This window comes from Microbacterium sp. NPDC007973, assembly GCF_042958465.1.
GTDB classification, from domain to species: domain Bacteria; phylum Actinomycetota; class Actinomycetes; order Actinomycetales; family Microbacteriaceae; genus Microbacterium; species Microbacterium galbum.
In genome coordinates this window covers 513480-534353 of record NZ_JBIBJJ010000002.1, presented here as the reverse complement: position 1 = coordinate 534353, position 20874 = coordinate 513480, and the positions used below count along the sequence as shown (strand labels likewise).

The 20874-nt window shown below is 70.8% G+C and carries 20 protein-coding genes; 11 read left to right on the top strand and 9 right to left on the bottom strand.

Annotated features, from left to right (window positions below):
* Positions 1-18: 18 nt before the first annotated feature.
* Positions 19-1122 carry a VanZ family protein gene (locus ACFZA2_RS07665; protein WP_391402789.1) on the bottom strand — a complete coding sequence of 368 codons (1104 nt, stop codon included), beginning with the start codon at positions 1120-1122 and terminating at the stop codon, positions 19-21.
* Between the two features lie 48 nt (positions 1123-1170).
* Between ACFZA2_RS07665 and ACFZA2_RS07660 the strand changes: the two genes are divergently transcribed.
* From ACFZA2_RS07660 to ACFZA2_RS07650, 3 genes are all read left to right on the top strand, one after another.
* Entirely contained in the window at positions 1171-2019 is an 849-nt protein-coding gene (locus ACFZA2_RS07660; protein ID WP_391402786.1) for a serine hydrolase domain-containing protein, read from the top strand.
* 113 nt (positions 2020-2132) lie between these two features.
* Positions 2133-4226, top strand: a complete 2094-nt coding sequence (locus tag ACFZA2_RS07655) for an APC family permease (protein ID WP_391402784.1) — start codon at positions 2133-2135, stop codon at positions 4224-4226.
* 100 nt (positions 4227-4326) lie between these two features.
* A complete protein-coding gene (locus ACFZA2_RS07650; RefSeq protein WP_391402781.1) occupies positions 4327-4686 on the top strand; it encodes a PLD nuclease N-terminal domain-containing protein in 360 nt (119 codons plus the stop codon).
* Positions 4687-4794: 108 nt separating this feature from the next.
* Here ACFZA2_RS07650 and arfB read toward each other — a convergent pair whose 3' ends face one another.
* Positions 4795-5223 carry an alternative ribosome rescue aminoacyl-tRNA hydrolase ArfB gene (gene arfB, locus ACFZA2_RS07645; RefSeq protein ID WP_391402778.1) on the bottom strand — a complete coding sequence of 143 codons (429 nt, stop codon included), beginning with the start codon at positions 5221-5223 and terminating at the stop codon, positions 4795-4797.
* Between the two features lie 395 nt (positions 5224-5618).
* Between arfB and ACFZA2_RS07640 the strand changes: the two genes are divergently transcribed.
* From ACFZA2_RS07640 to ACFZA2_RS07610, 7 genes are all read left to right on the top strand, one after another.
* Positions 5619-5759, top strand: a complete 141-nt coding sequence (locus tag ACFZA2_RS07640; RefSeq protein WP_315993964.1) for a hypothetical protein — start codon at positions 5619-5621, stop codon at positions 5757-5759.
* Positions 5756-5845, top strand: coding sequence for a K(+)-transporting ATPase subunit F (gene kdpF, locus ACFZA2_RS07635; protein WP_363387959.1), 90 nt, complete (start codon positions 5756-5758; stop codon positions 5843-5845). The genes ACFZA2_RS07640 and kdpF overlap by 4 nt, the downstream gene beginning before the upstream one ends.
* A gap of 2 nt (positions 5846-5847) precedes the next feature.
* Positions 5848-7533, top strand: a complete 1686-nt coding sequence (gene kdpA / locus ACFZA2_RS07630; protein WP_391402773.1) for a potassium-transporting ATPase subunit KdpA — start codon at positions 5848-5850, stop codon at positions 7531-7533.
* Positions 7533-9770 (top strand): potassium-transporting ATPase subunit KdpB, encoded by a 2238-nt coding sequence (gene kdpB / locus ACFZA2_RS07625; protein ID WP_391402770.1) that lies wholly within the window; start codon positions 7533-7535, stop codon positions 9768-9770. The genes kdpA and kdpB overlap by 1 nt, the downstream gene beginning before the upstream one ends.
* A gap of 11 nt (positions 9771-9781) precedes the next feature.
* Positions 9782-10372, top strand: coding sequence for a K(+)-transporting ATPase subunit C (kdpC, locus tag ACFZA2_RS07620; RefSeq protein ID WP_391402767.1), 591 nt, complete (start codon positions 9782-9784; stop codon positions 10370-10372).
* 182 nt (positions 10373-10554) lie between these two features.
* Entirely contained in the window at positions 10555-13128 is a 2574-nt protein-coding gene (locus tag ACFZA2_RS07615; protein WP_391402764.1) for a DUF4118 domain-containing protein, read from the top strand.
* Entirely contained in the window at positions 13125-13796 is a 672-nt protein-coding gene (locus ACFZA2_RS07610) for a response regulator (protein WP_391402761.1), read from the top strand. The genes ACFZA2_RS07615 and ACFZA2_RS07610 overlap by 4 nt, the downstream gene beginning before the upstream one ends.
* Before the next feature lie 167 nt (positions 13797-13963).
* Here the strand turns inward: ACFZA2_RS07610 and ACFZA2_RS07605 are convergent, their stop codons facing one another.
* The 6 genes from ACFZA2_RS07605 to ACFZA2_RS07580 all read right to left on the bottom strand — a co-directional run bounded on the left by ACFZA2_RS07605 (position 13964) and on the right by ACFZA2_RS07580 (position 19742).
* Positions 13964-14440: a hypothetical protein gene (locus ACFZA2_RS07605; protein WP_391402758.1), complete on the bottom strand. Its 477-nt coding sequence runs from the start codon at positions 14438-14440 to the stop codon at positions 13964-13966.
* A 96-nt stretch (positions 14441-14536) separates the two neighbouring features.
* A complete protein-coding gene (locus ACFZA2_RS07600; RefSeq protein ID WP_363387980.1) occupies positions 14537-15376 on the bottom strand; it encodes an ATP-binding cassette domain-containing protein in 840 nt (279 codons plus the stop codon).
* A complete protein-coding gene (locus ACFZA2_RS07595; protein ID WP_315993973.1) occupies positions 15369-16178 on the bottom strand; it encodes an ABC transporter ATP-binding protein in 810 nt (269 codons plus the stop codon). Before ACFZA2_RS07595 ends, ACFZA2_RS07600 begins: the two co-directional genes overlap by 8 nt.
* A complete protein-coding gene (locus ACFZA2_RS07590) occupies positions 16175-17086 on the bottom strand; it encodes an ABC transporter permease (RefSeq protein WP_315993974.1) in 912 nt (303 codons plus the stop codon). Before ACFZA2_RS07590 ends, ACFZA2_RS07595 begins: the two co-directional genes overlap by 4 nt.
* Entirely contained in the window at positions 17083-18141 is a 1059-nt protein-coding gene (locus tag ACFZA2_RS07585) for an ABC transporter permease (protein ID WP_315993975.1), read from the bottom strand. Before ACFZA2_RS07585 ends, ACFZA2_RS07590 begins: the two co-directional genes overlap by 4 nt.
* Before the next feature lie 11 nt (positions 18142-18152).
* On the bottom strand, positions 18153-19742 hold the full coding sequence (locus ACFZA2_RS07580; protein ID WP_391402752.1) for an ABC transporter substrate-binding protein: 1590 nt from the start codon (positions 19740-19742) through the stop codon (positions 18153-18155).
* 201 nt (positions 19743-19943) lie between these two features.
* Between ACFZA2_RS07580 and ACFZA2_RS07575 the strand changes: the two genes are divergently transcribed.
* On the top strand, positions 19944-20480 hold the full coding sequence (locus ACFZA2_RS07575) for an Lrp/AsnC family transcriptional regulator (RefSeq protein ID WP_315993977.1): 537 nt from the start codon (positions 19944-19946) through the stop codon (positions 20478-20480).
* A 1-nt stretch (position 20481) separates the two neighbouring features.
* Here the strand turns inward: ACFZA2_RS07575 and ACFZA2_RS07570 are convergent, their stop codons facing one another.
* Complete coding sequence (locus tag ACFZA2_RS07570) at positions 20482-20832, bottom strand: hypothetical protein (protein WP_391402749.1); 351 nt, start codon at positions 20830-20832, stop codon at positions 20482-20484.
* Positions 20833-20874 lie beyond the last annotated feature (42 nt).

Here is a 20874-nt window from a genome sequence, read left to right as displayed (position 1 = left end):
GAATGGCGATCTTCGCCGTCACTCGAGCGTGCCGCGAGCCGACGACGACGCGTCGACCGACGGACTCACCACTCCCGCCCGGTCGTCCACCAGGCGGCGGCGCCCGATCCACCCGGTGAGACCCCGCCCGTCGCGCCAGACGACGAGGAGAGCCCCGGTCGCGAGCGCGAGCACGAAGGCCGTCAGCGACCACGGCGCGGGAAGTCCGGCGAGCACGGCGTACGCCCCGGCCCCGGTGAGGAACCGCAGGGGTCGCGCCACCCACACCGGCAGCACACCGTTCGTGAACCGCACGCGCGTGGCGAGGTCGCCGATCGACCTCCCCGTCGTCAGGATCACGACCAGCCACAGGCCGGCCGAGGCCAGCGTCCCCGCGAGCGAGGCCACCTCGTCGGTCGTGAAGGTCGCGGCATCCCCCAGGGTCAGGGCGATCGCCGCCTGCACGGCCACCGAGACGGCGAAGCCCACGAGCCACACGCCCACCACGTCGCACACGATGCCGAGCAGCCGACGGCGACGTGTGACCGGGCGGGGCTGCTCGGCATCCGGGCTCTTCTGCACTCCCCGGTGCTGCGCGGGCACCGCGAACGCGAGCACCGACCCGAGGAGCGCTCCGGAGGTGTTCGCGATCAGGTCGTCGACGTCGAAGACGCGGTAGGCGCCCGGGAAGATCCCCCAGACGCCGGTGAGCTGCGTGGTCTCGATGATCCCAGAGACGACCAGGCCCGCGAGTCCGGCGATCAGGATGCCGCGCCCGCCGAGCACCCGCAGGAAGAACCCGAGCGGGAGGAAGAGCAGCACGTTCAACGCCACCTGCAGCACGACGGGGTCGGTGAGGTAGCGGCCCGAGACGGCGACCGCCGCGCGGATCTCGTCGACGAATTCGAAGGGGCGGAGGTTCACCCCCGCGCAGCGGTAGGCATCGCCGTCGGGCAGGGGGATGAGCGTGTAGGTCCAGATCGCCCAGAAGTACACCGCGGCGCCCGCCCACAGCAGGGTGCGCCACAGCGTCAATCCCCCGCGACGGCGATAACTGACCGCGACGAACGGCACGAACGCCAGCACCGCGACCACCGCACCCGCGAAGACGGCGAGCAGCCCCGATCCGACGATGTTGTGCACTCCGCGAGCTTAGGGGGAGGTCGGCCGGGCCTCCGTAGCCTTGTGCACATGTGCCGCGCCACCCGCCTCCGCGACGAGCTCGTCGCCCGCATCGACGACACCGGCTTCCGCGCCCACGGGGTGCACGTGCGGGTGGGCGATGACACCGCGACGCACCGGTGGACCCCCGACGTGCGGGAGGAGATCCATTCCGTCGCGAAAGCGGTGGCCGTGCTCGCGGCGGGGATCGCGGCCGACGAGGGGCTGATCTCGCTCGACGAACCGGTCTCCGAGCTGCTCCCCACCGCGACCGACGTCACGCTGCGCCACCTGCTGACCATGACGAGCGGAATCGACTTCCCGTACTCCGCGACGATGATGAGCGACTGGCCCGACCTCGCCGCCGAATTCCTCTCCCGCCCCTCGCGCGGACGGGTCTTCCAGTACTCCAACGCCAGCACCTACACCGCGATGCACGCGCTCTCCCAGCGCACCGGAGACATCGAGGAGTACCTGCGCCCGCGCCTGTTCGTCCCTCTCGGTCTCGACGACGCGCGCTGGCGTCGCTGCCCGAACGGGCGCGTGCTCGGCGGCGAGGGCATCGCGCTGCGCACCGAGGAGATGGCTCGTCTGGGTCTGCTGATCCGCGATCGAGGAGTCTGGGGCGGTCGGCGTCTCATCGGGGCGGAGACGGCGGATGCCATGCACTCGGAGTGGGTCGACACCGGCAGCGATGGCGACGGGTACCGTCGGTACGCACTCGCCGGGTGGGAGGGTCCGGGCGACGCGTGGCGCCTCCACGGGGCCTACGGCCAGCTCGTCGTCTTCGCCGGCGACGCCGTCGTCACGATCTCGGCCGACGACCACGGCGGTGCCGACGCGGTGGCGCTGTTCATCGCCGAGATCGGCGCGCGCTGACCGCATTGCAGAATGCCGGGAATACGGCATCCGACGCGGTCGTTCATCACGACTGAGCGACCAGTGGCTGAACGACGTGCGCGTCAGATTGCGCAGAGCCCTGAGTGCGCGTAATGTCGCGCGCCGTGACTGACGAAAGTCGCGTTGACGGCGAAGAGACGCCGATCGCGAAACGCATTCTGATCGGCGAGCCTCTCACGTCCGAGAAACTCGACGAGCAGCTCCTCCCCAAGAAGATGGCGCTGCCCATCTTCGCCTCCGACGCCCTCTCCTCCGTCGCCTATGCCCCGCAGGAACTGCTGATGATCCTGCTCATCGGCGGAACGGCTCTGCTGACCCTCAGTCCGTGGGTCGCGGTGGCCGTCGTGGTGCTGCTGGTCGTGGTGGTGCTCAGCTACCGTCAGCTCATCAAGGCCTACCCCTCGGGCGGCGGCGACTACGAAGTCGCCAGCAAGAACCTGGGCGAAGTGCCGGGGGTCGTCGTCGCGGCGGCCCTGCTCGTGGACTACGTGCTCACGGTGGCCGTGTCGGTGGCATCCGGTGTCGACAACATCATCTCGGCGCTGCCGGAACTCAACCCGTTCCGCGTCGAGATCGCCGTCGGGTTCGTCATCCTCATCGTCATCGTGAACCTCCGCGGCGTGCGCGAGGCCTCGAGCGTCTTCGCGATCCCCACCTACCTGTTCATCGGGTCGGTCGGCGTGATGATCGTCGTCGGCCTGGGCCGCACCCTCCTCGGGTTCGCCCCCGTCGCCTCCAGCGCGCAGTACGAGGTGCAGGCGGAGTCGCTGACGCAGGCGGCGCTGATCCTGCTCGTCTTGCGCGCGTTCTCGAGCGGCTGCTCCGCTCTCACGGGCGTCGAGGCCGTGTCGAACGGCGTGCCCGCGTTCCGGATGCCGAAGATCCGCAACGCGCAGACGACGCTGACGATGATGGGCGGCATCGCGATCATCCTGTTCGTGGGCCTCACCGCGCTCGCGCTGATCTCGGGCGTGCACTACGCCGAGAACCCCTGCCACCTCATCGGGTTCGACTGCGCGAACAACCCGCAGCCGAGCCTCATGGCCCAGGTCGCCGCGGCGACCTTCGGCATGGGCAGCATCCCGTTCTTCATCATCCAAGCCGCGACCGCGTGCGTGCTGCTGCTCGCGGCCAACACCGCGTTCAACGGCTTCCCGCTGCTCGGGTCGGTCCTCGCGCGCGACGGCTACGCCCCGAAGGCGCTCAACACCCGCGGCGACCGGCTCGTGTACTCGAACGGCATGATCATCCTCGGCATCGTCGCCATCGGCGTGCTGATCGTCTACCAGGCCAACCTCACCACGCTGATCCAGCTCTACATCATCGGCGTCTTCGTGTCGTTCTCCCTCGGCCAGATCGGCATGGTCAAGCACTGGCGCCGCACGCTGCGCGGGTTGAAGGACCTGCCCCCCGAGGCGGCGAAACAGCAGTCGGCGGCGATCGAACGCCGCTCGGCCATCTCGGGTCTGTGGATCAACTCCGTCGGCGCGGCCATGACCGTGCTGGTGCTGCTCATCGTGACCATCACGAAGTTCACGCACGGCGCGTGGCTGGTGTTCATCGCCATCCCGATCCTGGCGGTGCTCATGATCGGCGTGAACCGGTACTACCGCGACGTCGAGCACGAGATCCGCATGGACGACGACGTGCACTTCGGCTCGTCGGGCGACGTCGCCATCGTCCTCGTCAACCGCCTGCAGAAGCCCGTGATGAAGGCGATCGACTACGCCCTCGCCGCCAATCACGACAAGACCCTCGCCGTGCACGTCGCCATCACCGACGAAGACGCGGCGAAGCTGCAGAAGGAGTGGGCGGAGCACAACATGCCCCTGCCCCTCGTCATCATCGACTCGCCGTACCGCACCTACAGCTCGCCCGTGTCGACGTTCATCAAGAAGTACCGCGCGAACAACGGCTCCGCCGTCGTCACCGTGTACCTCCCGCAGTTCATCGTGGGGCACTGGTGGGAATCGATCCTCCACAACCGCCGCTCGCGCCGCCTGGCCCAGCAGCTCATGCTCGTGCACGGCGTCTCGATCACGCTCGTGCCGTGGCTGCTCGACTCGTCGGAGCTCATCTACGGACGCCGGTCGCGCCCCCTGCCCGGCCAATCGCGCAGCGGCCGTCCGATCGCCGAGGTCCCGGCGCAGCGCGTGAAGAAGACGCCGTCGGATCCGGCATCCTGAGCCGATCCGGACGCCCTCGCCACGCGGCGGGGGCGTTCGGCGTTTCGCAACGCGGCCAGAAGGTGGACGCCGCGCGGAGCGCTCCGCCAGGGTGGAGGCCATGCCGATCCTCGCCCTGCTGACCCTCGTCGTGATGGTGATCGCGCTGATCGATGCCATCACGCGCCGCGACGACCAGGTCAAGCACATGCCGAAGTTCGTCTGGGTGTTCTTCATCGTGCTGCTGCCGCTGATCGGGTCGATCCTGTGGTTCACGATCGGGCGCGAGTACGAGCAGCGCACGGCTCCCCTGACGTTCGGCGACCCGCGGAGGTGGCAGAAGCAGCCCGACCCGTCGCCCGCCCCGGCCCCGCGCGACGCACGCACCACGGAGCAGCAGATCGCCGACCTCGAGCGCGAGATGCACCTCGCCGACCTCGAGGAGCAGGTGCGTCGCCGCCGCGCCGAGGGCGGCGCCTGACGCGCCCGACCAGGATCGAGCGTCCCCCACACCCGGACGGGCCCCCGGAGCGTCCGGGTGCTCTGGACACTCGGCGGGGATGGCGGGGCCGACGCGGGCGCGCGCCCGTCAGTCCGTCGGGCGCTGCCGCATCCGCTTGACGTCGGTGCGACGCTGCTTGGCCTGCAAGCGGCGCTCCTTCGACCCGCGGGTCGGCTTCGTCGCCCGGCGCGGCGGAGCCGGGGGCCGCACCGCCTCGGCCACGAGGGCGGCGAGCCGGGCGCGGGCCGCGTCGCGGTTGCGCAGCTGCGCCCGATGCTCGGACGCCGCGATCGTCAGCACCCCGTCGACCAGCCGGTCGCCGAGCCGCTCGAGCACGCGCTCGCGCTGCACGGTCGAGAGAGCGGCGGATGCCGCGGCATCCCACATCAGCTCCGCGCGCGAATCGGCGGTGTTCACCCCCTGACCGCCCGGGCCCGACGAGCGCGAGAAGCGCCACGAGAGCTCGGACGCGGGGATCACCAGCCCCGCGCTCACGCGCACGTCGTTCTCGGCCATGCCTCCATCATGCGCGGTCGGCGCATATCTCCTGCAGAATCCGCTGCTGCGGTGGTCTCGATGCCCCCGGCGGGACACGGCGCAGGAGTCGTGCACTGCCGGCCGCGGAACCCGCGGGCTCGCCGGCGGTGCGCTCCGCGGAGGCGGCTCGACCGGCCCGCTGCACAGCTCCTGCGCATCCGACCTCATCGAGCGGTTCAGAGTCGGGCGGCCCCCTTTCCGCAGGAGCTGTGCGCACAGCCGCCCCGTAAGCACTCCGTATGGGTCCGTGAGCGACCCGTAGGGAAAGCGTTAGGGCCCGAGGATGCCGCGGCCCGGCGGAGTTGTATCGACAGACGTGCCGCCCCGCGGCGCCCGCGGCTCGCCCGCGGTTCCGTCCCGAACCTGGAGTCGTCGTGCTCGATGTCGTCTTCCTCGCCGTGACCGCCGCGCTGTTCGCGCTGGTCGCGCTCGTCGCCAAGGGGGTCGAGAAGTTGGGCCCCGAGGCTCGTTCCTCGTCCGCCCGCCCCGCAGGACGCGGAGGCGACCGGTCATGACCTTCTTCTCGATCCTCGCCGCGGTGCTCGCGGTCGCCGCCGTCGTCTACCTCGTGGTCGCCCTCGTCCGACCGGAGAAGTTCTGACCATGGACAGCGGAAGCATCTGGTCGATCGTCCTGACCGGCCTCACCCTGGTCGTCGCGCTGGGCCTGGCCTACCGCCCGCTCGGCGATCACATCGCCCGCATCTACACCGGCGAGCGCGACCTCGCCGTCGAGCGCGGCACCTACCGTCTGATCGGCGTCGACGCCCGCAGCGCGCAGACGTGGCAGGCCTACCTGCGGTCGGTGCTGCTGTTCTCGTTCGTGAGCGTCGTCTTCGTCTACGCCCTCATGCGCCTGCAGCCGCTGCTGCCGTTCGCCCTGGGTCTCGAGGCGCCGAGCGAGGCCCTCTCGTTCAACACCGCGGTCTCGTTCGTGACCAACACGAACTGGCAGTCGTACTCCGGCGAGACCACGCTCGGGTACACCGTGCAGTTCGCCGCCCTCACCGTGCAGAACTTCGTCTCGGCCGCCGTGGGCATCGCGATCGCGATCGCCCTGGTGCGCGGCTTCGCGTACCGCCGCAGCGGCGTGATCGGAAACTTCTGGGTCGACCTGGTGCGCGGCACCTACCGACTGCTGCTGCCCTTCTCGATCGTGGCCGCGCTCGTGCTGCTCGCCGGCGGTGTCATCCAGAACCTCAACGGCTTCACGGAGGCCACGACCCTGGCCGGGGCGGCGCAGTCGATCCCGGGTGGGCCGGTGGCATCCCAGGAGGCCATCAAGCTGCTCGGGACCAACGGCGGCGGCTTCTTCAACGTCAACTCCGCCCATCCGTTCGAGAACCCGACGCCGTGGACGAACCTCTTCGAGATCTTCCTGATGCTGGTCATCCCGTTCTCGCTGCCCCGCGCCTTCGGCCGCATCGTGGGCGATGACCGCCAGGGCTACACGATCCTCGGGGTGATGGCCGCGATCTTCGTGGCATCCACGGCTCTGCTCACGTGGGCCGAGACGGTGGGGGCGGGCACCGCCCCGGGCCTCGCCGGCGGCGCGATGGAGGGCAAGGAGGTGCGGTTCGGCATCTTCGGCTCGACGCTGTTCGGCTCGACGAGCACCCTCACCTCGACCGGTGCGGTGAACTCGATGCACGACAGCTACACGGCGCTGGGCGGCATGATGCCGATGATCAACATGATGCTCGGTGAGGTCGCCCCCGGCGGTGTCGGCTCGGGCCTGTACGGCATGCTGATCCTCGCCGTGATCGCGGTGTTCGTCGGCGGCCTGCTGATCGGCCGCACGCCCGAGTACCTCGGGAAGAAGATCGGGCCGCGCGAGATCAAGCTCGCGAGCCTCTACATCCTCGTCACCCCCACCCTCGTGCTCGCCGGGACCGCCCTGAGCTTCGGGGTTCCGGCCATCCGCTCCGACGTCGAGACCACGTCGATCTGGAACCCGGGCGTGCACGGCCTCAGCGAGGTGCTCTACGCGTTCACGTCGGCGGCGAACAACAACGGCTCGGCCTTCGCGGGCCTCACCGCCAACACCCCGTGGTTCAACACCGCGCTCGGTGTGGCGATGCTGCTCGGCCGGTTCCTGCCGATCGTGTTCGTGCTGGCCCTCGCCGGCGCCCTCGCGGCCCAGGATGCCGTGCCGGCGACGGTCGGAACCCTGCCCACGCACCGCCCGCAGTTCGCGGGCCTGCTGGCCGGTGTCGCCGTGATCGTCACCGCCCTCACCTATTTCCCCGTCCTCACCCTCGGACCCCTCGCTGAAGGACTGACCCGCTGATGTCCACCCTCACCCACACCCCGGCGCCCGAAGCGTCGGCCCCCGCCTCCGATGCCCCGCGCCGCGCCTTCAGCACCGCGCAGATCGTCGCCGCCCTCCCCGGCGCGGCGAAGAAACTGAACCCGGCCGCGCAGTGGCGCAACCCCGTGATGTTCCTCGTCTGGGTCGGCGCCGCGCTGACCACCCTCATCGCGGTCGCCGAGCCGTTCCTCGGGGGTGCCGACGGCTCCCTGCCCTTCGGCTTCACCTGGGGCATCGCGATCTGGCTGTGGCTCACGGTGTTCTTCGCGAACATCGCCGAGTCGGTCGCCGAGGGCCGCGGCAAGGCGCAGGCGGCGACACTGCGCAAGACCCGCACGACGACCTCGGCGCGGCGGGTCGTCGCGTACTCCCCCACGGACCCGGGGGCGGTGAACGCCGCCACCGAGGACGTCCCCTCGGGCGACCTGCGCGTCGGCGACATCGTGCTGGTGGAGACCGGGGAGCTGATCCCCGGCGACGGCGACATCGTGCACGGCATCGCGACCGTCGACGAATCGGCCATCACGGGCGAATCGGCACCGGTGGTGCGCGAGTCGGGCGGCGACCGCAGCGCCGTCACCGGCGGTACCCGCGTGCTCAGCGACCGCATCGTCGTGACAATCACGTCGAAGCCCGGTGAGACGTTCGTCGACCGCATGATCGCGCTCGTCGAGGGCGCGTCGCGCCAGCGCACGCCCAACGAGATCGCGCTCAACATCCTGCTGGCGAGCCTGTCGATCGTGTTCGTCGTCGTCGTGCTCGTGCTGAACCCGATCGCCTCGTACGCGGCATCCCCCGTGTCGATCCCCGTGCTCGTGGCCCTGCTCGTCTGCCTGATTCCGACGACCATCGGGGCGCTGCTCAGCGCCATCGGCATCGCGGGCATGGACCGCCTGGTGCAGCGAAACGTCCTGGCGATGTCGGGACGCGCGGTCGAGGCCGCGGGCGACGTCACCACCCTGCTGCTCGATAAGACCGGCACGATCACCTACGGGAACCGTCGCGCGTCGGCCTTCGTCCCTCTCGACGGCGTCGGCGGGCCGATGCTCGCCGAGTTCGCCTCGCTGTCGTCGCAGGCCGACCCCACGCCCGAGGGCGTCTCGGTGGTCGAGCTCGCCGCGGCCCAGGGGATCGTCGCCGAGATGCCCCGCGGCGCGGAGCCCGTTCCCTTCACGGCCCAGACCCGCATGAGCGGCCTCGACCTCGCCGACGGCACGCAGGTGCGCAAGGGCGCCGCCTCGGCCGTGGTGGCCTGGCTGGCGGCATCCGGCTCCCCCGTTCCCGAGGCGCTGCGCGCGCAGCTGCAGAACGCGACGGATGCTATCTCGCAGTCGGGCGGCACGCCGCTGGTCGTCGCGACGTGGACGCCGGCGCGGGGCCCGGTGGCTTCGACGGGCTCAGCCGCCTCTGAAACCGAGGTCGCGGAGCACGCGACCGAGGTCCCTGAGCCTGTCGAAGGGACCGGAACCGGCGTCGGCCGCGTGCTCGGCGTCATCCACCTCAAGGACGTCGTCAAGGACGGCCTGCGCGAGCGCTTCGGCGAGCTGCGCGCGATGGGCATCCGCACCGTGATGATCACGGGTGACAACCCCCTCACGGCCAAGGCGATCGCCGCCGAGGCGGGCGTCGACGACTACCTCGCCGAGGCCACCCCCGAAGACAAGCTCGCCCTCATCCAGCGCGAGCAGGAGGGCGGCAACCTCGTCGCGATGACCGGCGACGGCACGAACGACGCGCCCGCCCTGGCGCAGGCCGACGTGGGTGTCGCGATGAACACGGGCACCTCGGCCGCGAAAGAGGCCGGCAACATGGTCGACCTCGACTCCGACCCGACCAAGCTCATCGACATCGTCCGGATCGGCAAGCAGCTGCTCATCACGCGCGGTGCGCTCACCACGTTCTCGCTCGCCAACGACATCGCGAAGTACTTCGCGATCATCCCGGCGATGTTCATGGGGGTGTTCCCCGGGCTCGCGGTGCTCAACATCATGCAGCTGTCGTCGCCGGCATCCGCGGTGCTCAGCGCGATCATCTTCAACGCGATCGTCATCATCGTGCTCATCCCGCTGGCCCTGCGCGGTGTGAAGTACCGCGCGGCGAGCGCGTCGAGCATCCTCAGCCGCAATCTGCTCGTGTACGGGCTCGGCGGCGTCCTCGTCCCCTTCATCGGCATCAAGCTCATCGACCTCGTCGTGAGCCTGCTCCCCGGCTTCTGAAAGGCCCCGTCATGCGCACCACCCTGCGTACCGCCGGCGTCGCCGTCCGCGCGATGCTCGTCTTCACCCTGCTCCTCGGCGTCGGCTACATGCTGCTGATCACCGCCGTCGGCCAAATCGCCCTGCCGTTCGCGGCGAACGGGTCGCTCATCAGAACGGCCGACGGGCAGGTCGCGGGTTCGCAGCTGATCGGGCAGTCCTTCACGGATGCCGACGGCAATGCCCTCCCGCAGTACTTCCAGTCCCGTCCCTCGGCCGCGGGCGACGGCTACGACTCCGCGGCATCGAGCGGGTCGAACCTCGGCCCCGAGAACGACGACCTGATCTCCTCGATCGAGGAGCGCACGGCCGCCGCGGTCGAGCTCGACGGATCGGGTGGGATCCCCGCCGATGCCCTGACCGCCTCGGCATCCGGGCTCGACCCCGACATCTCGGTCGCCAATGCCGAACGACAGGTCGCCCGCGTCGCCGAGGCCCGTGGCCTCTCGGCATCCGAGGTCGAATCCCTCGTCGATGCGCACACGATCCCGCGCGACCTGGGGTACCTCGGCGACCCCCGCGTGAACGTCGTCGCGCTCAATCGCGCGCTCGACGCGCTCTGAGAGACGAGAATCAGGGACATGCGTCTGTCACCCGCCGCCGTCGCGCCTCCCGCGCGGCGGCGGCGCCGCGCGCCCGGAGCACCCCTGCCGAGTGTCCAGGACACGCCGCGCGCCCGCCGCGGAACCGGCGTGTTCTGGACACTCGACGGGCTTCCGGCGCGGCCGAAACCGGGGAGCCTCGCGTGAAGCGCGGGCGGCTGCGCGTGCTGCTCGGTATGGCGCCGGGCGTCGGCAAGACGTACGAGATGCTCGAAGAGGGGCGCCGCCTGCGCGACGAGGGGCGCGACGTCGTCATCGCGATCGTCGAGACGCACGGTCGTCTCGCGACGGCCGCCCAGGCCGAGGGCCTCGAGGTCGTTCCGCGCCGCAGCGTCGCGCATCGCGGCGTCGCGCTCGACGAGATGGACCTGGATGCCGTGCTCGAGCGGCACCCGCACATCGCGCTGGTCGACGAGCTCGCGCACACCAACGCGCCCGGCTCACGTCACGATAAACGCTGGAGAGACGTCGAGAAGCTGCTCGACGCGGGCATCGACGTCATCACGACCGTGAACGTGCAGCACATCGACTCCCTCAACGCCGTCGTCGAGAAGATCACCGGCGTGACCCAGCGCGAGACGGTCCCGGATGCCGTGGTGCGCGCCGCCGACCAGATCGAGGTCGTCGACCTCGCACCGCAGTCCTTGCGCGACCGCCTCGCGGCCGGCTCGGTGTATCCGGCCGAGCGCATCGACGCGGCCCTGTCGAACTACTTCCGCCTCGGCAACCTGACGGCGCTGCGGGAGCTCGCGCTGCTGTGGCTCGCCGACGAGGTGGACTCGGCGCTCCAGCGCTACCGCTCCGAGCACGGCATCGAGGGGTCGTGGCAGGCGCGCGAGCGCGTGGTCGTGGCCCTCACCGGCGGCCCCGAGGGCGAGACCCTGCTGCGCCGCGGCGCGCGCATCGCCGCCCGATCGGCGGGCGGCGAGCTTCTCGCCGTGCACGTGTCGACGCAGGACGGCCTGCGCGCCAGCGCCCCCGGTGCCCTCGCCGAGCAGCGCGCGCTCGTCGAGACCCTCGGCGGCAGCTACCACCAGGTGGTGGGCGACGACCCCGCCACTGCGCTCGTCGACTTCGCGCGATCGGTGAACGCCTCGCAGCTCGTCATCGGTGTGAGCCGCCGCGGACGCCTGGCCACCGCCCTCACCGGTCCCGGCATCGGCGCGACCGTCATCCGCCTTTCGGGCGACATCGACGTGCACATCGTCAACCACGCGCGCGCGGGCGGGCGCTTCGCCCTCCCCCGCCTGACCGGCCCCGCGCTCAGCGCGAAGCGTCGCATCCTGGGCTTCGTGGCCGCCCTCGCGGGCGGACCGCTCATCTCGCTGCTGCTGCTGTCGACGGGGTCCGACGACTCCATCACGACCGACGTGCTGGCCTACCAGCTGCTCGTGGTGATCGTCGCGCTCATCGGCGGCATCTGGCCGGCGGTCTTCGCGGCGGTGCTGTCGGGGGTGACGCTGGACTTCCTCTTCATCCAGCCGCTGTACACGGTCACGATCTCCGACCCCGTGCACGCGATCGCGCTGGGGCTGTACGTGATCATCGCGATGCTCGTGAGCATCGTCGTCGACCAGGCCGCCCGACGCGCCCGCGCGGCCCGCCGCGCCGCGGCGGAGGCCGAGCTGCTGGCGACCGTCGCCGGCAGCGTGCTGCGCGGCGAGAGCGCCGTTCCCGCGCTGGTCAGCCGTGCCCGCGAGGCGTTCGGACTCGCCGGCGTGCGACTCGTGGCATCCGACGGATCAACCCTGGCCACCGACGGCGAGCCCGTTCGCGACGGACGCTCGACCATCGTGCCCGTGGGCGACGACCGCGCGCGCCTCGAACTGCACGGGCGCGACCTGGATGCCGGAGAACGGCGCCTGCTCGACGTCGTCATCGCGCAGCTCGCCGCCGCCCTCGAACGCACCGACCTGGCCGAGACCGCGGCCGAGGCGGGGGCACTGGCCGAGACCGACCAGGTGCGCAGCGCCCTGCTGTCGGCCGTGAGCCACGATCTACGTCGCCCGCTCGCCGCCGCCGTCGCCTCCCTCGGGGGCCTGCGGGCGGCCGGCGACAACCTCTCCGACGACGATCGCCGCGAACTGCTCGAGACCGCCGACGAGAGCCTCGCGACGCTGTCGGCGCTGGTCACCGACCTGCTCGACGTCAGTCGCGTGCAGGCCGGGGTGCTCGCCGTGTCGCTCACCGAGGTGGATGCCGCCGGCGTCGTGCTCGCGGCCCTCGACGAGCTCGATCTGGGCCCGGATGCCGTCGAGCTGGCCCTCGACGCCGATCTGCCGCCGCTGCGGGCCGACCCCGTGCTGCTGCAGCGCGTGCTCGTGAACGTGCTCGCCAACGCCGACCGCTACACGCCCGCGGGCCGGCGCGTGCGTATCGCGACGAGCCGCTTGGGTGGCACGGCCGAGATCCGCGTGATCGATCACGGTCCCGGCATCGCCGCCGACCGCCGCGAAGACATGTTCTCGCCGTTCCAGCGCCTCGGCGACACCGACAACACCGCGGGCCTCGGCCTCGGACTCGCGCTGTCGCGCGGCTTCGCCGAGGGCATGGGCGGAACCTTGACCCCCGAGGACACCCCCGGCGGGGGCCTGACGATGGTCGTGGCGCTGCCGGTGGCCCCGGACCGGCCGGTCGACGACCCGTACACGAGCCGTGCCGCAGCGGGTCTCGGCGCCCAGGCCGCGGCATCCGGATCCCGAGAGGACGCAGCGTGAAGGTACTGATCGCCGACGACGATCCCCAGCTCGTCCGCGCCCTGCGCATCACCCTCGCCGCGCACGGCTACGACGTCGTCGCCGCGGCCGACGGCGCCGCGGCCATCACGCTCGCCGCGCAGGCGCATCCCGACATCGTGCTGCTCGACCTCGGGATGCCGCACCTCGACGGCGTGCAGGTGATCCAGGCGCTGCGCGGGTGGACGACGGCCCCGATCATCGTCGTGTCGGGCCGCACGGGCTCGGCCGACAAGGTCGAGGCGCTCGACGCCGGCGCCGACGACTACGTGACCAAGCCGTTCCAGATCGACGAGCTCCTCGCACGACTGCGCGTGCACGCGCGGCGCACGGCGCACTCGACCGGGGAGTCGATGGTGCGCTTCGGCGACGTCGAGGTCGACCTCGCGGCGAAGGCGGTGCTGCGGGCGGGAGCCCGCGTGCACCTCACCCCGACGGAGTGGCGGATGCTGGAGTTCCTGGCCCGCAACCCCGGCTCCCTCGTCACGCGACAGACCCTGCTGAAGGAGATCTGGGCCAGCGAGCAGGTCGCCGACAGCGGCTATCTGCGGCTGTACATGTCGCAGCTGCGCAAGAAGCTCGAAGCCGACCCCTCGAACCCGGTCCACCTGCTGACGGAGCAGGGGATGGGGTACCGGCTGGTGGTGTGACTCCGGCGGAAGCCGTCCCGTCCCGCCACCGCTTGTGTCGCGTCCGCACCGCGAGGCCGGTCCTCAGGAGCGCGGCTCGACCTCGACCGCATCCGGGGCCTCCGCAGCCTCGAACTCCGCCTGCACGCGTGCGCAGCCGCAGGCGAAGACGATCGAGTGCAGCAGCATCAGCGCACCTCGCCGACCGTGTGGCATCCGGGGCAGGGGAAGGCGATGCGGTCGCCCACACGCATGTCGCCGGGTAGGACGACGGTGCCGCACGGGTTGTCCCCGTGCGCATCGAGCACGGTGAAGGGCTCGTCGTACGCGTGCGACACCCGCCCGAGCAGCCGGGCCTCGCGCCAGACCGCCTCGAGGCCCGCGACGCAGGCGTCCAGGCGGAGCGTCGCGGGCGTGGCATCCACCACCGTCGCGACCACGACGGTCGTCGACAGCACGGTGGATGCCACCCCGCCCGACGCCGGGATCACCGCGGGGCCCGTGCACACGCACGGCGTGCCGCAGATCTCGGCGTATCGGGCGACCGACATCGCCCGCACGGTCACATCGTCGAGCGTGGGGACCGAGCCGGCGGGCCAGGCCGCCGCGTCGAAGGGCGCCGGGATGCTGGCGCGGAGGGTGGGGAGCAGGGCCGTGAGGGTCATGGCATCCGGTCTACGCCGCGAACGGGCGCCGATCCGCCGCCCTCACGGTTTCCGAACGGCCGCCGCGGCGGTTCTCACTGTTCGCCTACGGCAGGCTCAGTTCAAGACGGACGGTACCTCGGCCCAGACCGCGCGATCCGCGACCGAGGGAGCCGCCGGGATGCGCCCCTCACCGTCCGGCTCGGGGATCGCCGACAGCAGGGCGCGCGTGTAGGGATGCCGCGGCTGCGCCCACAGGTCGGAGGTCGGCCCCGATTCCAGGACGCGCCCGCCGAACATGACGTGCGTGCGATCGGCGATGCGCCGGACGACCGCGAGGTCGTGCGAGATGAACAGCATCCCGGCGCCCGCCTCGGCGACCAGGTCGCGCATGAGCGCGGCCACGCTCGTCTGCGTCGACGCGTCGAGGGCCGAGATCGGCTCGTCGGCGACGAGCAGCGACGGACGCGCGGCGAGGGCGCGTGCGATCGCGAGGCGCTGCTTCTGACCGCCCGAGAACTGATGCGGAAAACGAGTGGCGACGGCGGCCGGCAGCCCCACGCGCTCGAGCCATTCCTCGACGCTCGATCCGGCCGCCCCGCGCGCGCGAGCGGTCGCGATGCCGTCGGCGATCTGATCGCCGACCCGTCGGCGCGGGTTCAGCGAGGTCGACGGGTCTTGGAACACCATCTGGATGCGGGTGAGCGCCCTCGCGCGTCGGCGCAGCCCGAGCGGGGCGACGGGCTCACCCTGGAACAGCACGGTGCCACCGGCGGTCTTCTCGATGCCGACCACGGCACGCGCGAAGCTCGACTTGCCGCTGCCCGACTCCCCCACCAGCGCCACGGTCTCGCCCGGGGCGACCCGCAGCGAAACCTGGTCGACGGCGACCACGGGCGGAGTCCCCGGGTAGCGCACCGTGACGCTCTGCGCGTCGAGGACGGCGGTGTCAGTCATCGATCTCGCCCTTCGTCGCGGCATCCGGAATCTCGATCTTCGACCCCGGCAGCGCCGCCAGCAGTGCACGCGTGTAGGCATGCCGGGGGTCGCGGAAGAGGGTCTCACGGTCGGCGCGCTCGACGATGAGCCCGTCCTTCATCACGGCCACCTCGTCGGCGATCGCGCTCATCACGCCGAGGTCGTGCGTGACGAGCAGGACCGCGAGGCGGCGCTCGGTCGCCAGATCGCGCAGCAGTTGCAGGATGCCGGCCTGCACGGTCACATCGAGGGCGGTGGTCGGCTCGTCGGCCAGCAGCACCTCCGGGTCGCACGCGAGGGCGCACGCGATCGCGATGCGCTGGCGCTGACCGCCGGAGAACTGGTGCGGGTAGCGTCCGAGGGCTTCCGCGGGGCGCGGCACCTGCACGGTCTGCAGCAGCTCCTCGGCCCGCGCGCGAGCGGCCTTGCCCTTCAGCCCGAGGTGCACGCGCAGGTGGTCGGTGAGTTGGCGACCGACCGTCAGCTGCGGGTGCAGCGACGACGACGGGTCCTGGAAGACCATCGCGATGCGTTTCCCGCGAATGCGGTTGAGCGCGCGCCGACCGAGCCCGAGGATTTCATCGCCGGCGAGCAGGATCGAGCCCCCGGTACGCGCCTGCCGCGGCAGCAGCCCGAGCACGGCGAGGGAGGTGAGCGTCTTGCCCGACCCCGACTCTCCGGCGAGGCCGTGGATGCGACCCGCTTCGAGCTCGAGGGAGACGCCGCGCACCAGCGGGCGGCCGATGTCGATCGTCAGGTCGCGGATGGAGAGGGCGCTCACGCGGCCACCCCCGTCGCCGAGGCCTGGTGGTCGGCCTGGCGCTCGTGCGTGATCTCCGCCGTCGGGTCGAGCACGTCGCGCATCGCATCGCCGAGGAAGTTGAAGGCCAGCACGACCGTGAGGATGGCCAGGCCCGGGAACACTCCCAGCCACCAGGCGTCGAAGTTCTGCATCGCACCCGAGATCATCGACCCCCACTCGGCCGTCGGCGGCTGCGCGCCCAGGCCCAGGAACGACAGGCCCGACAGCAGAAGGATCGCCGCGCCGATGTCGAGGGTCGCGAGCACGAGCACGGGGCCGGCGATGTTCGGGAGGATGTCGACGAAGAGCGTCCGCAGCGGCGAGTGGCCGAGCAGGCGCCCCGCGATGACGTAGTTCTGTCCGCGGAGTCCGAGCACGATGCTGCGGGTCACGCGCGAGTACTGCGGCCAGGACACCACGATCGCCGCGATCACGGCGTTGAACAGCGAAGGCCCCAGCGAGGCGGTGACGACCATGGCCAGGATGACGGTGGGGAAGGCCATGAAGAGGTCGGTGATGCGCATGAGGGTCTCATCGACCCACCCGCCGAAGTAGCCGGCGACCGAGCCGACGACCGTACCGATGATCATCGCCGCGATCACGAGCATGAGAGCCAGCGGGAGGCTGACGGTGGCGCCGGTCATCAGTCGCGAGAAGATGTCGCGTCCGTTGCCGTCGGTGCCCAGCAGCGTGTCGACGCCGGGCTCCTGCAGGCGCGGCAGCACCTGCGCGTTCGGACCGAACGGCACCCACCACTGCGCGGTGAAGGCCACCACGATCCAGGCGCCGGCGATGATCGAGCCGATGATCCCGAGAGGCGTGCGCCAGGCGCGGGGCCAGCGGAAGCGGAGTCGTCCGCGCCTCGACGCGGCGGCGAGGTGGCTCATGCGATCCTCACTCTCGGGTCGAGCACGCCGTAGAGCAGGTCGACCACGAAGTTGATGAGCAGGTAGATCAGGCCCACGACGAGACCGACGCCCATGATCCCGGGCAGATCGAGATTGGCGGCGGAGTTGTAGGCGTAGGTGCCCAGCCCCGGCCAGGCGAAGACCGATTCGACCAGGACGGTGCCCGACAGCAGCGCGCCGAACGCGACGCCGACGACGGTGAGGATGGGCAGCGACGCCCCGCGCAGCACGTAGTCGAGGATGATCCGCATCGCGGGGAGCCCCTTCGCGCGGGCGGCGCGGACGTAGTCGCTGCCGAGCACCTCCAGCACCGAGGTGCGGATGAAGCGGGTGAGCAGACCGATCGTCACGAGGGAGAGCACCATGACCGGAAGGGCGAGGTGCGCGAGGGCATCGAAGAAGCCGACACCGTCTCCGTTGAGGAGGTAGTCGACCGTGTACAGCCCGGTGACCCGCGGGGGCGGGGTGATGGCGGGCGAGATGCGGCCCGAGCCGGGCGCGATGCGCAGCTCGAGGAAGAACACGTAGAAGCTGACCAGTGCCAGCCAGAAGGTGGGCACGCTGAGGCCGATGAGCGTGACGACGCGGATCACCTGATCGGACACGAGCCCGCGGCGGTAGGCCGCGAGGGTGCCGAGCACGATGCTGACGACGAGGCTCAGGACGATCGCGCCGATGGCGATCTCGATCGTGGCGGGGACCGCCGTGGCGAGATCGCTGGTGACCGGGCGACCGGTCACCAGCGAGGTGCCGAGATCTCCGCGCAGCAGGTTCCCCATGTAGATGACGTACTGCACGACCGCGGGCTGATCGAGCCCCTGCTCGCGGATGAAGGCCTCGCGGGTCGCCGGGTTCTGCGAGGCGCCCTCGCCGAGGGCGGCCGAGACCGGGTCGCCGGGGACCAGGTTGGTGAGCGCGAACGTCACCACGGTCACGCCCACCAGCAGGATGAGGGAGGTCCCCGCGCGGCGCAGCAGGTAGCCGATCAGGGGCGATCGGCGACGCGCCCGCCGCTGCGCCGGCTGTGTCGTCATGAGGGTCCCGCTCAGCCGGCCGGCGTGATCTCGGCGATGTCCATCTCCCAGACCGAGTTGTACACGGCACCCGTGACGGTGTTCGCGGTCGCGATGTTGCGGCCGGGGATGATGAGCGGCACGAACGGCCCCTCGGCCTGCATGGCCTCGGCGAAGTCGGTGAAGGCAGCGGTGCGCGCGGACGCATCGGTGGCCGAGGCGGCGTCTGCGGCGATCTTCGCGATGGTCGGGTTCGCCTCCGCGGTCCAGCCGGAGCGCAGGCCCACCTTCAGGCCGGGGCCGAAGGGGAGGAAGTTCGCGGAGTCGGCGTAGTCCGGACCCCAGAACCACAGGCCGAAGCCCTCGGTGCCGCCGACGTAGGCGTCGAGCTCGGTCGCGAAGGGAGCGGGGGCGAGCTCCACCGCGATGCCGGCATCCTTCAGCTGCGACTGCACCCGCTCGGCGAGAGGGGTGAACTCGACGCCGCCGACCGGGTAGTCGTTCGGGAACTGCAGACGCAGCGTCTGTCCCGCGTAGCCGGCCTCGGCCAGCGCCGCCTTACTCTTGGCGAGGTCCTGGGTGACGCCGGAGTCCAGCGCCCCCTCGAAGCCCAGCGGAATCACTCCGGTGGCCTGCGCGGCGCCCGCGCCGGCCAGCTCCAGCAGTGCGTCGTAGTCGAGGGCGTAGCGGATGGCCTCGGCCATCTTGACGTTCGCGAGGTCGCCGGCGACCGCGGGCGACTGGTTGAGCAGCAGGAAGATCGTCTGACCCGAGGGCACCGAGTCGACCGTCAGCGAGTCGCCGAGGCCCGAGACCTGGTCGCCGTTGAGGTCCATGGCGACCATGGAGTCGCCACCCTTGAGGTTCGCCAGCTGCGTGGCGCTCTCGGTCACGTTGCGCACGACGACACGGGAGAAGTCCGACTTCTCGTCACCGTTGTAGGCGTCGTTGCGCGTCAGCACGACCTGCGACGAGAGGTCGAGGGTGTCGAGCACGAACGGGCCCGAGCCTGCCGAGGCACCGTCGAGGTACTTCTGCGCCGAGTCGGAGCCGTCGGTGCTGCCGCCGTTCTCCTTCACGACGTCGGAATTGACGATGCCGAGCGCGGGGTTGGCGAGGATCGCGGGGAGCTGCAGCAGCGGCGTCTGCGACGTGAACGTGATCGTCTTGTCGTCGACCTCGGCGATGGTGAGGCCGCCGAGCAGGAAGTTCGGCTTGGCGTCGGCCATGCCCTGGATGCGCTGCAGACTGAACACGACGTCCTTCGCCTCGATCGGCGAGCCGTCGGAGAAGACGCGGTCGCCCTCGAGCGTGAAGGTGAACTCCGTCGCGGCATCGTTCTGCGTCCAGGAGGCGAGTCCCGGGACGGGCGTGGAGACATCGGACCCGTCGAAGTCGACGAGGGTCTCGTAGATCGCCTTGGCGATCATGTTGCCGGTCGGGTCGTACGTGTGGCCCGGGTCGGCGGTCTCGATCGAGAATGCGGTGTCGATGACCAGCGACTGGTTGCCTTGGCCGCCGCCGCCGTTGGTGTTCGCCGAGTTGCCCCCGGTGCACCCGGCGAGCGCGAACAGCGCGACCGCTCCGATCGCGAGAACCGACGTGGTGCGACGTGACGACATGGGGGCCTCCGGAGCCGAGGAGTACATTCGGGAAAGTCGTCGGACAAGTGGACGACCGGGTTTAGATTCGCACCTTATGCGACGATGTGTCCAGCGATGTTACACAGAGGCGTCGGTCCGTCCAGAGAATGACCACCTTGGAGCAGAATGTCCAGCAATGATGCGGAACCCTCGAGGGATTCTGGACGAAGTGGCACGCCTTTGGACGATACGGCGTACAAAATCCTCGCCGTCCTCCGAGATAACGGTCGCATTTCGATAGCCGCTCTCGCCGAGAAGGTCGGAATCTCGCGCGCCAACGCCTACACGAGGGTCGAGGCGCTGGTTCAGGACGGGGTCATCACGGGCTTCAGCGCCCAGGTCGACCACGCCCGGGCGGGGCTGTCGATCGGCGCCCTGGTGTTCGTCACGGTCATGCCACAGGCCTGGGCGTCGTTCCGCGATCGGGTCGTGGAGATGCCCGACGTCGAGTGGTGCGCGATCACGACGGGAGAGCACGACGCGATGCTGCTGATCCGCGCCGTCGACGTCAGCGGCGTGCACGAGTTCTCGACCGGCGTCATCGCCCAACTGCCCGAGGTGCGCACCGTCGTGAGCGTCGTGGTGCTGGACGAGGTCATCCGCCGCCCGTACCTTCTGCCGGGCGATCTGCCCGACCGCACGGCGACCAACACCCTGCTCGGGATGACGCGCTGGACCCCCGCCACCCCGGGCCGCGACACCCTGCCGCCGCGCTGACTCAGACCGGGATCTCCTCGCAGACGCTCAGCTGCGGGGCGCCGTGCATCTCGTAGTGCTCGACGAGCCGGATGCCGCCGCCCTCGGTGAGTTCGAGGTCGCTCTCGCCGTCTCCGGTGACCACGGTGCCGTCGGCCACGAGCACGTGCACGAACGAGACCCAGATCTTGTCAGCCGTGCGGGTTCCGACGAACTTGCCGAAGGTCACGGTGTCGCCCTCGTAGCCGCCCCAGATCGCTCCGTCCCGTTCGAAGTACTCGAAGACGCTGGGGGCATCGGGATCGACGACCGAAGTGGTGGAGGACACCATGCGGAATCGGCGGCCGTCGAGAGAGGGGAGCGTCGCAGTCATCTGTCGATTATGGGGGGCGCCGCCGACGTCGTCCGCTCGTCC

Excerpts from the sequence above, each read along its gene's own strand:
- kdpF (WP_363387959.1), top strand. The coding sequence starts at position 5,756 with ATGACCTTCTTCTCGATCCTCGCCGCGGTGCTCGCGGTCGCCGCCGTC.
- arfB (WP_391402778.1), bottom strand. The coding sequence starts at position 5,223 with ATGGCCGAGAACGACGTGCGCGTGAGCGCGGGGCTGGTGATCCCCGCG.
- ACFZA2_RS07605 (WP_391402758.1), bottom strand. The coding sequence starts at position 14,440 with ATGACCCTCACGGCCCTGCTCCCCACCCTCCGCGCCAGCATCCCGGCG.
- ACFZA2_RS07580 (WP_391402752.1), bottom strand. The coding sequence starts at position 19,742 with ATGTCGTCACGTCGCACCACGTCGGTTCTCGCGATCGGAGCGGTCGCG.
- ACFZA2_RS07600 (WP_363387980.1), bottom strand. The coding sequence starts at position 15,376 with ATGACTGACACCGCCGTCCTCGACGCGCAGAGCGTCACGGTGCGCTAC.
- kdpA (WP_391402773.1), top strand. The coding sequence starts at position 5,848 with ATGGACAGCGGAAGCATCTGGTCGATCGTCCTGACCGGCCTCACCCTG.
- ACFZA2_RS07590 (WP_315993974.1), bottom strand. The coding sequence starts at position 17,086 with ATGAGCCACCTCGCCGCCGCGTCGAGGCGCGGACGACTCCGCTTCCGC.
- kdpC (WP_391402767.1), top strand. The coding sequence starts at position 9,782 with ATGCGCACCACCCTGCGTACCGCCGGCGTCGCCGTCCGCGCGATGCTC.
- kdpB (WP_391402770.1), top strand. The coding sequence starts at position 7,533 with ATGTCCACCCTCACCCACACCCCGGCGCCCGAAGCGTCGGCCCCCGCC.
- ACFZA2_RS07570 (WP_391402749.1), bottom strand. The coding sequence starts at position 20,832 with ATGACTGCGACGCTCCCCTCTCTCGACGGCCGCCGATTCCGCATGGTG.
- ACFZA2_RS07655 (WP_391402784.1), top strand. The coding sequence starts at position 2,133 with ATGTCGCGCGCCGTGACTGACGAAAGTCGCGTTGACGGCGAAGAGACG.
- ACFZA2_RS07585 (WP_315993975.1), bottom strand. The coding sequence starts at position 18,141 with ATGACGACACAGCCGGCGCAGCGGCGGGCGCGTCGCCGATCGCCCCTG.
- ACFZA2_RS07650 (WP_391402781.1), top strand. The coding sequence starts at position 4,327 with ATGCCGATCCTCGCCCTGCTGACCCTCGTCGTGATGGTGATCGCGCTG.
- ACFZA2_RS07660 (WP_391402786.1), top strand. The coding sequence starts at position 1,171 with ATGTGCCGCGCCACCCGCCTCCGCGACGAGCTCGTCGCCCGCATCGAC.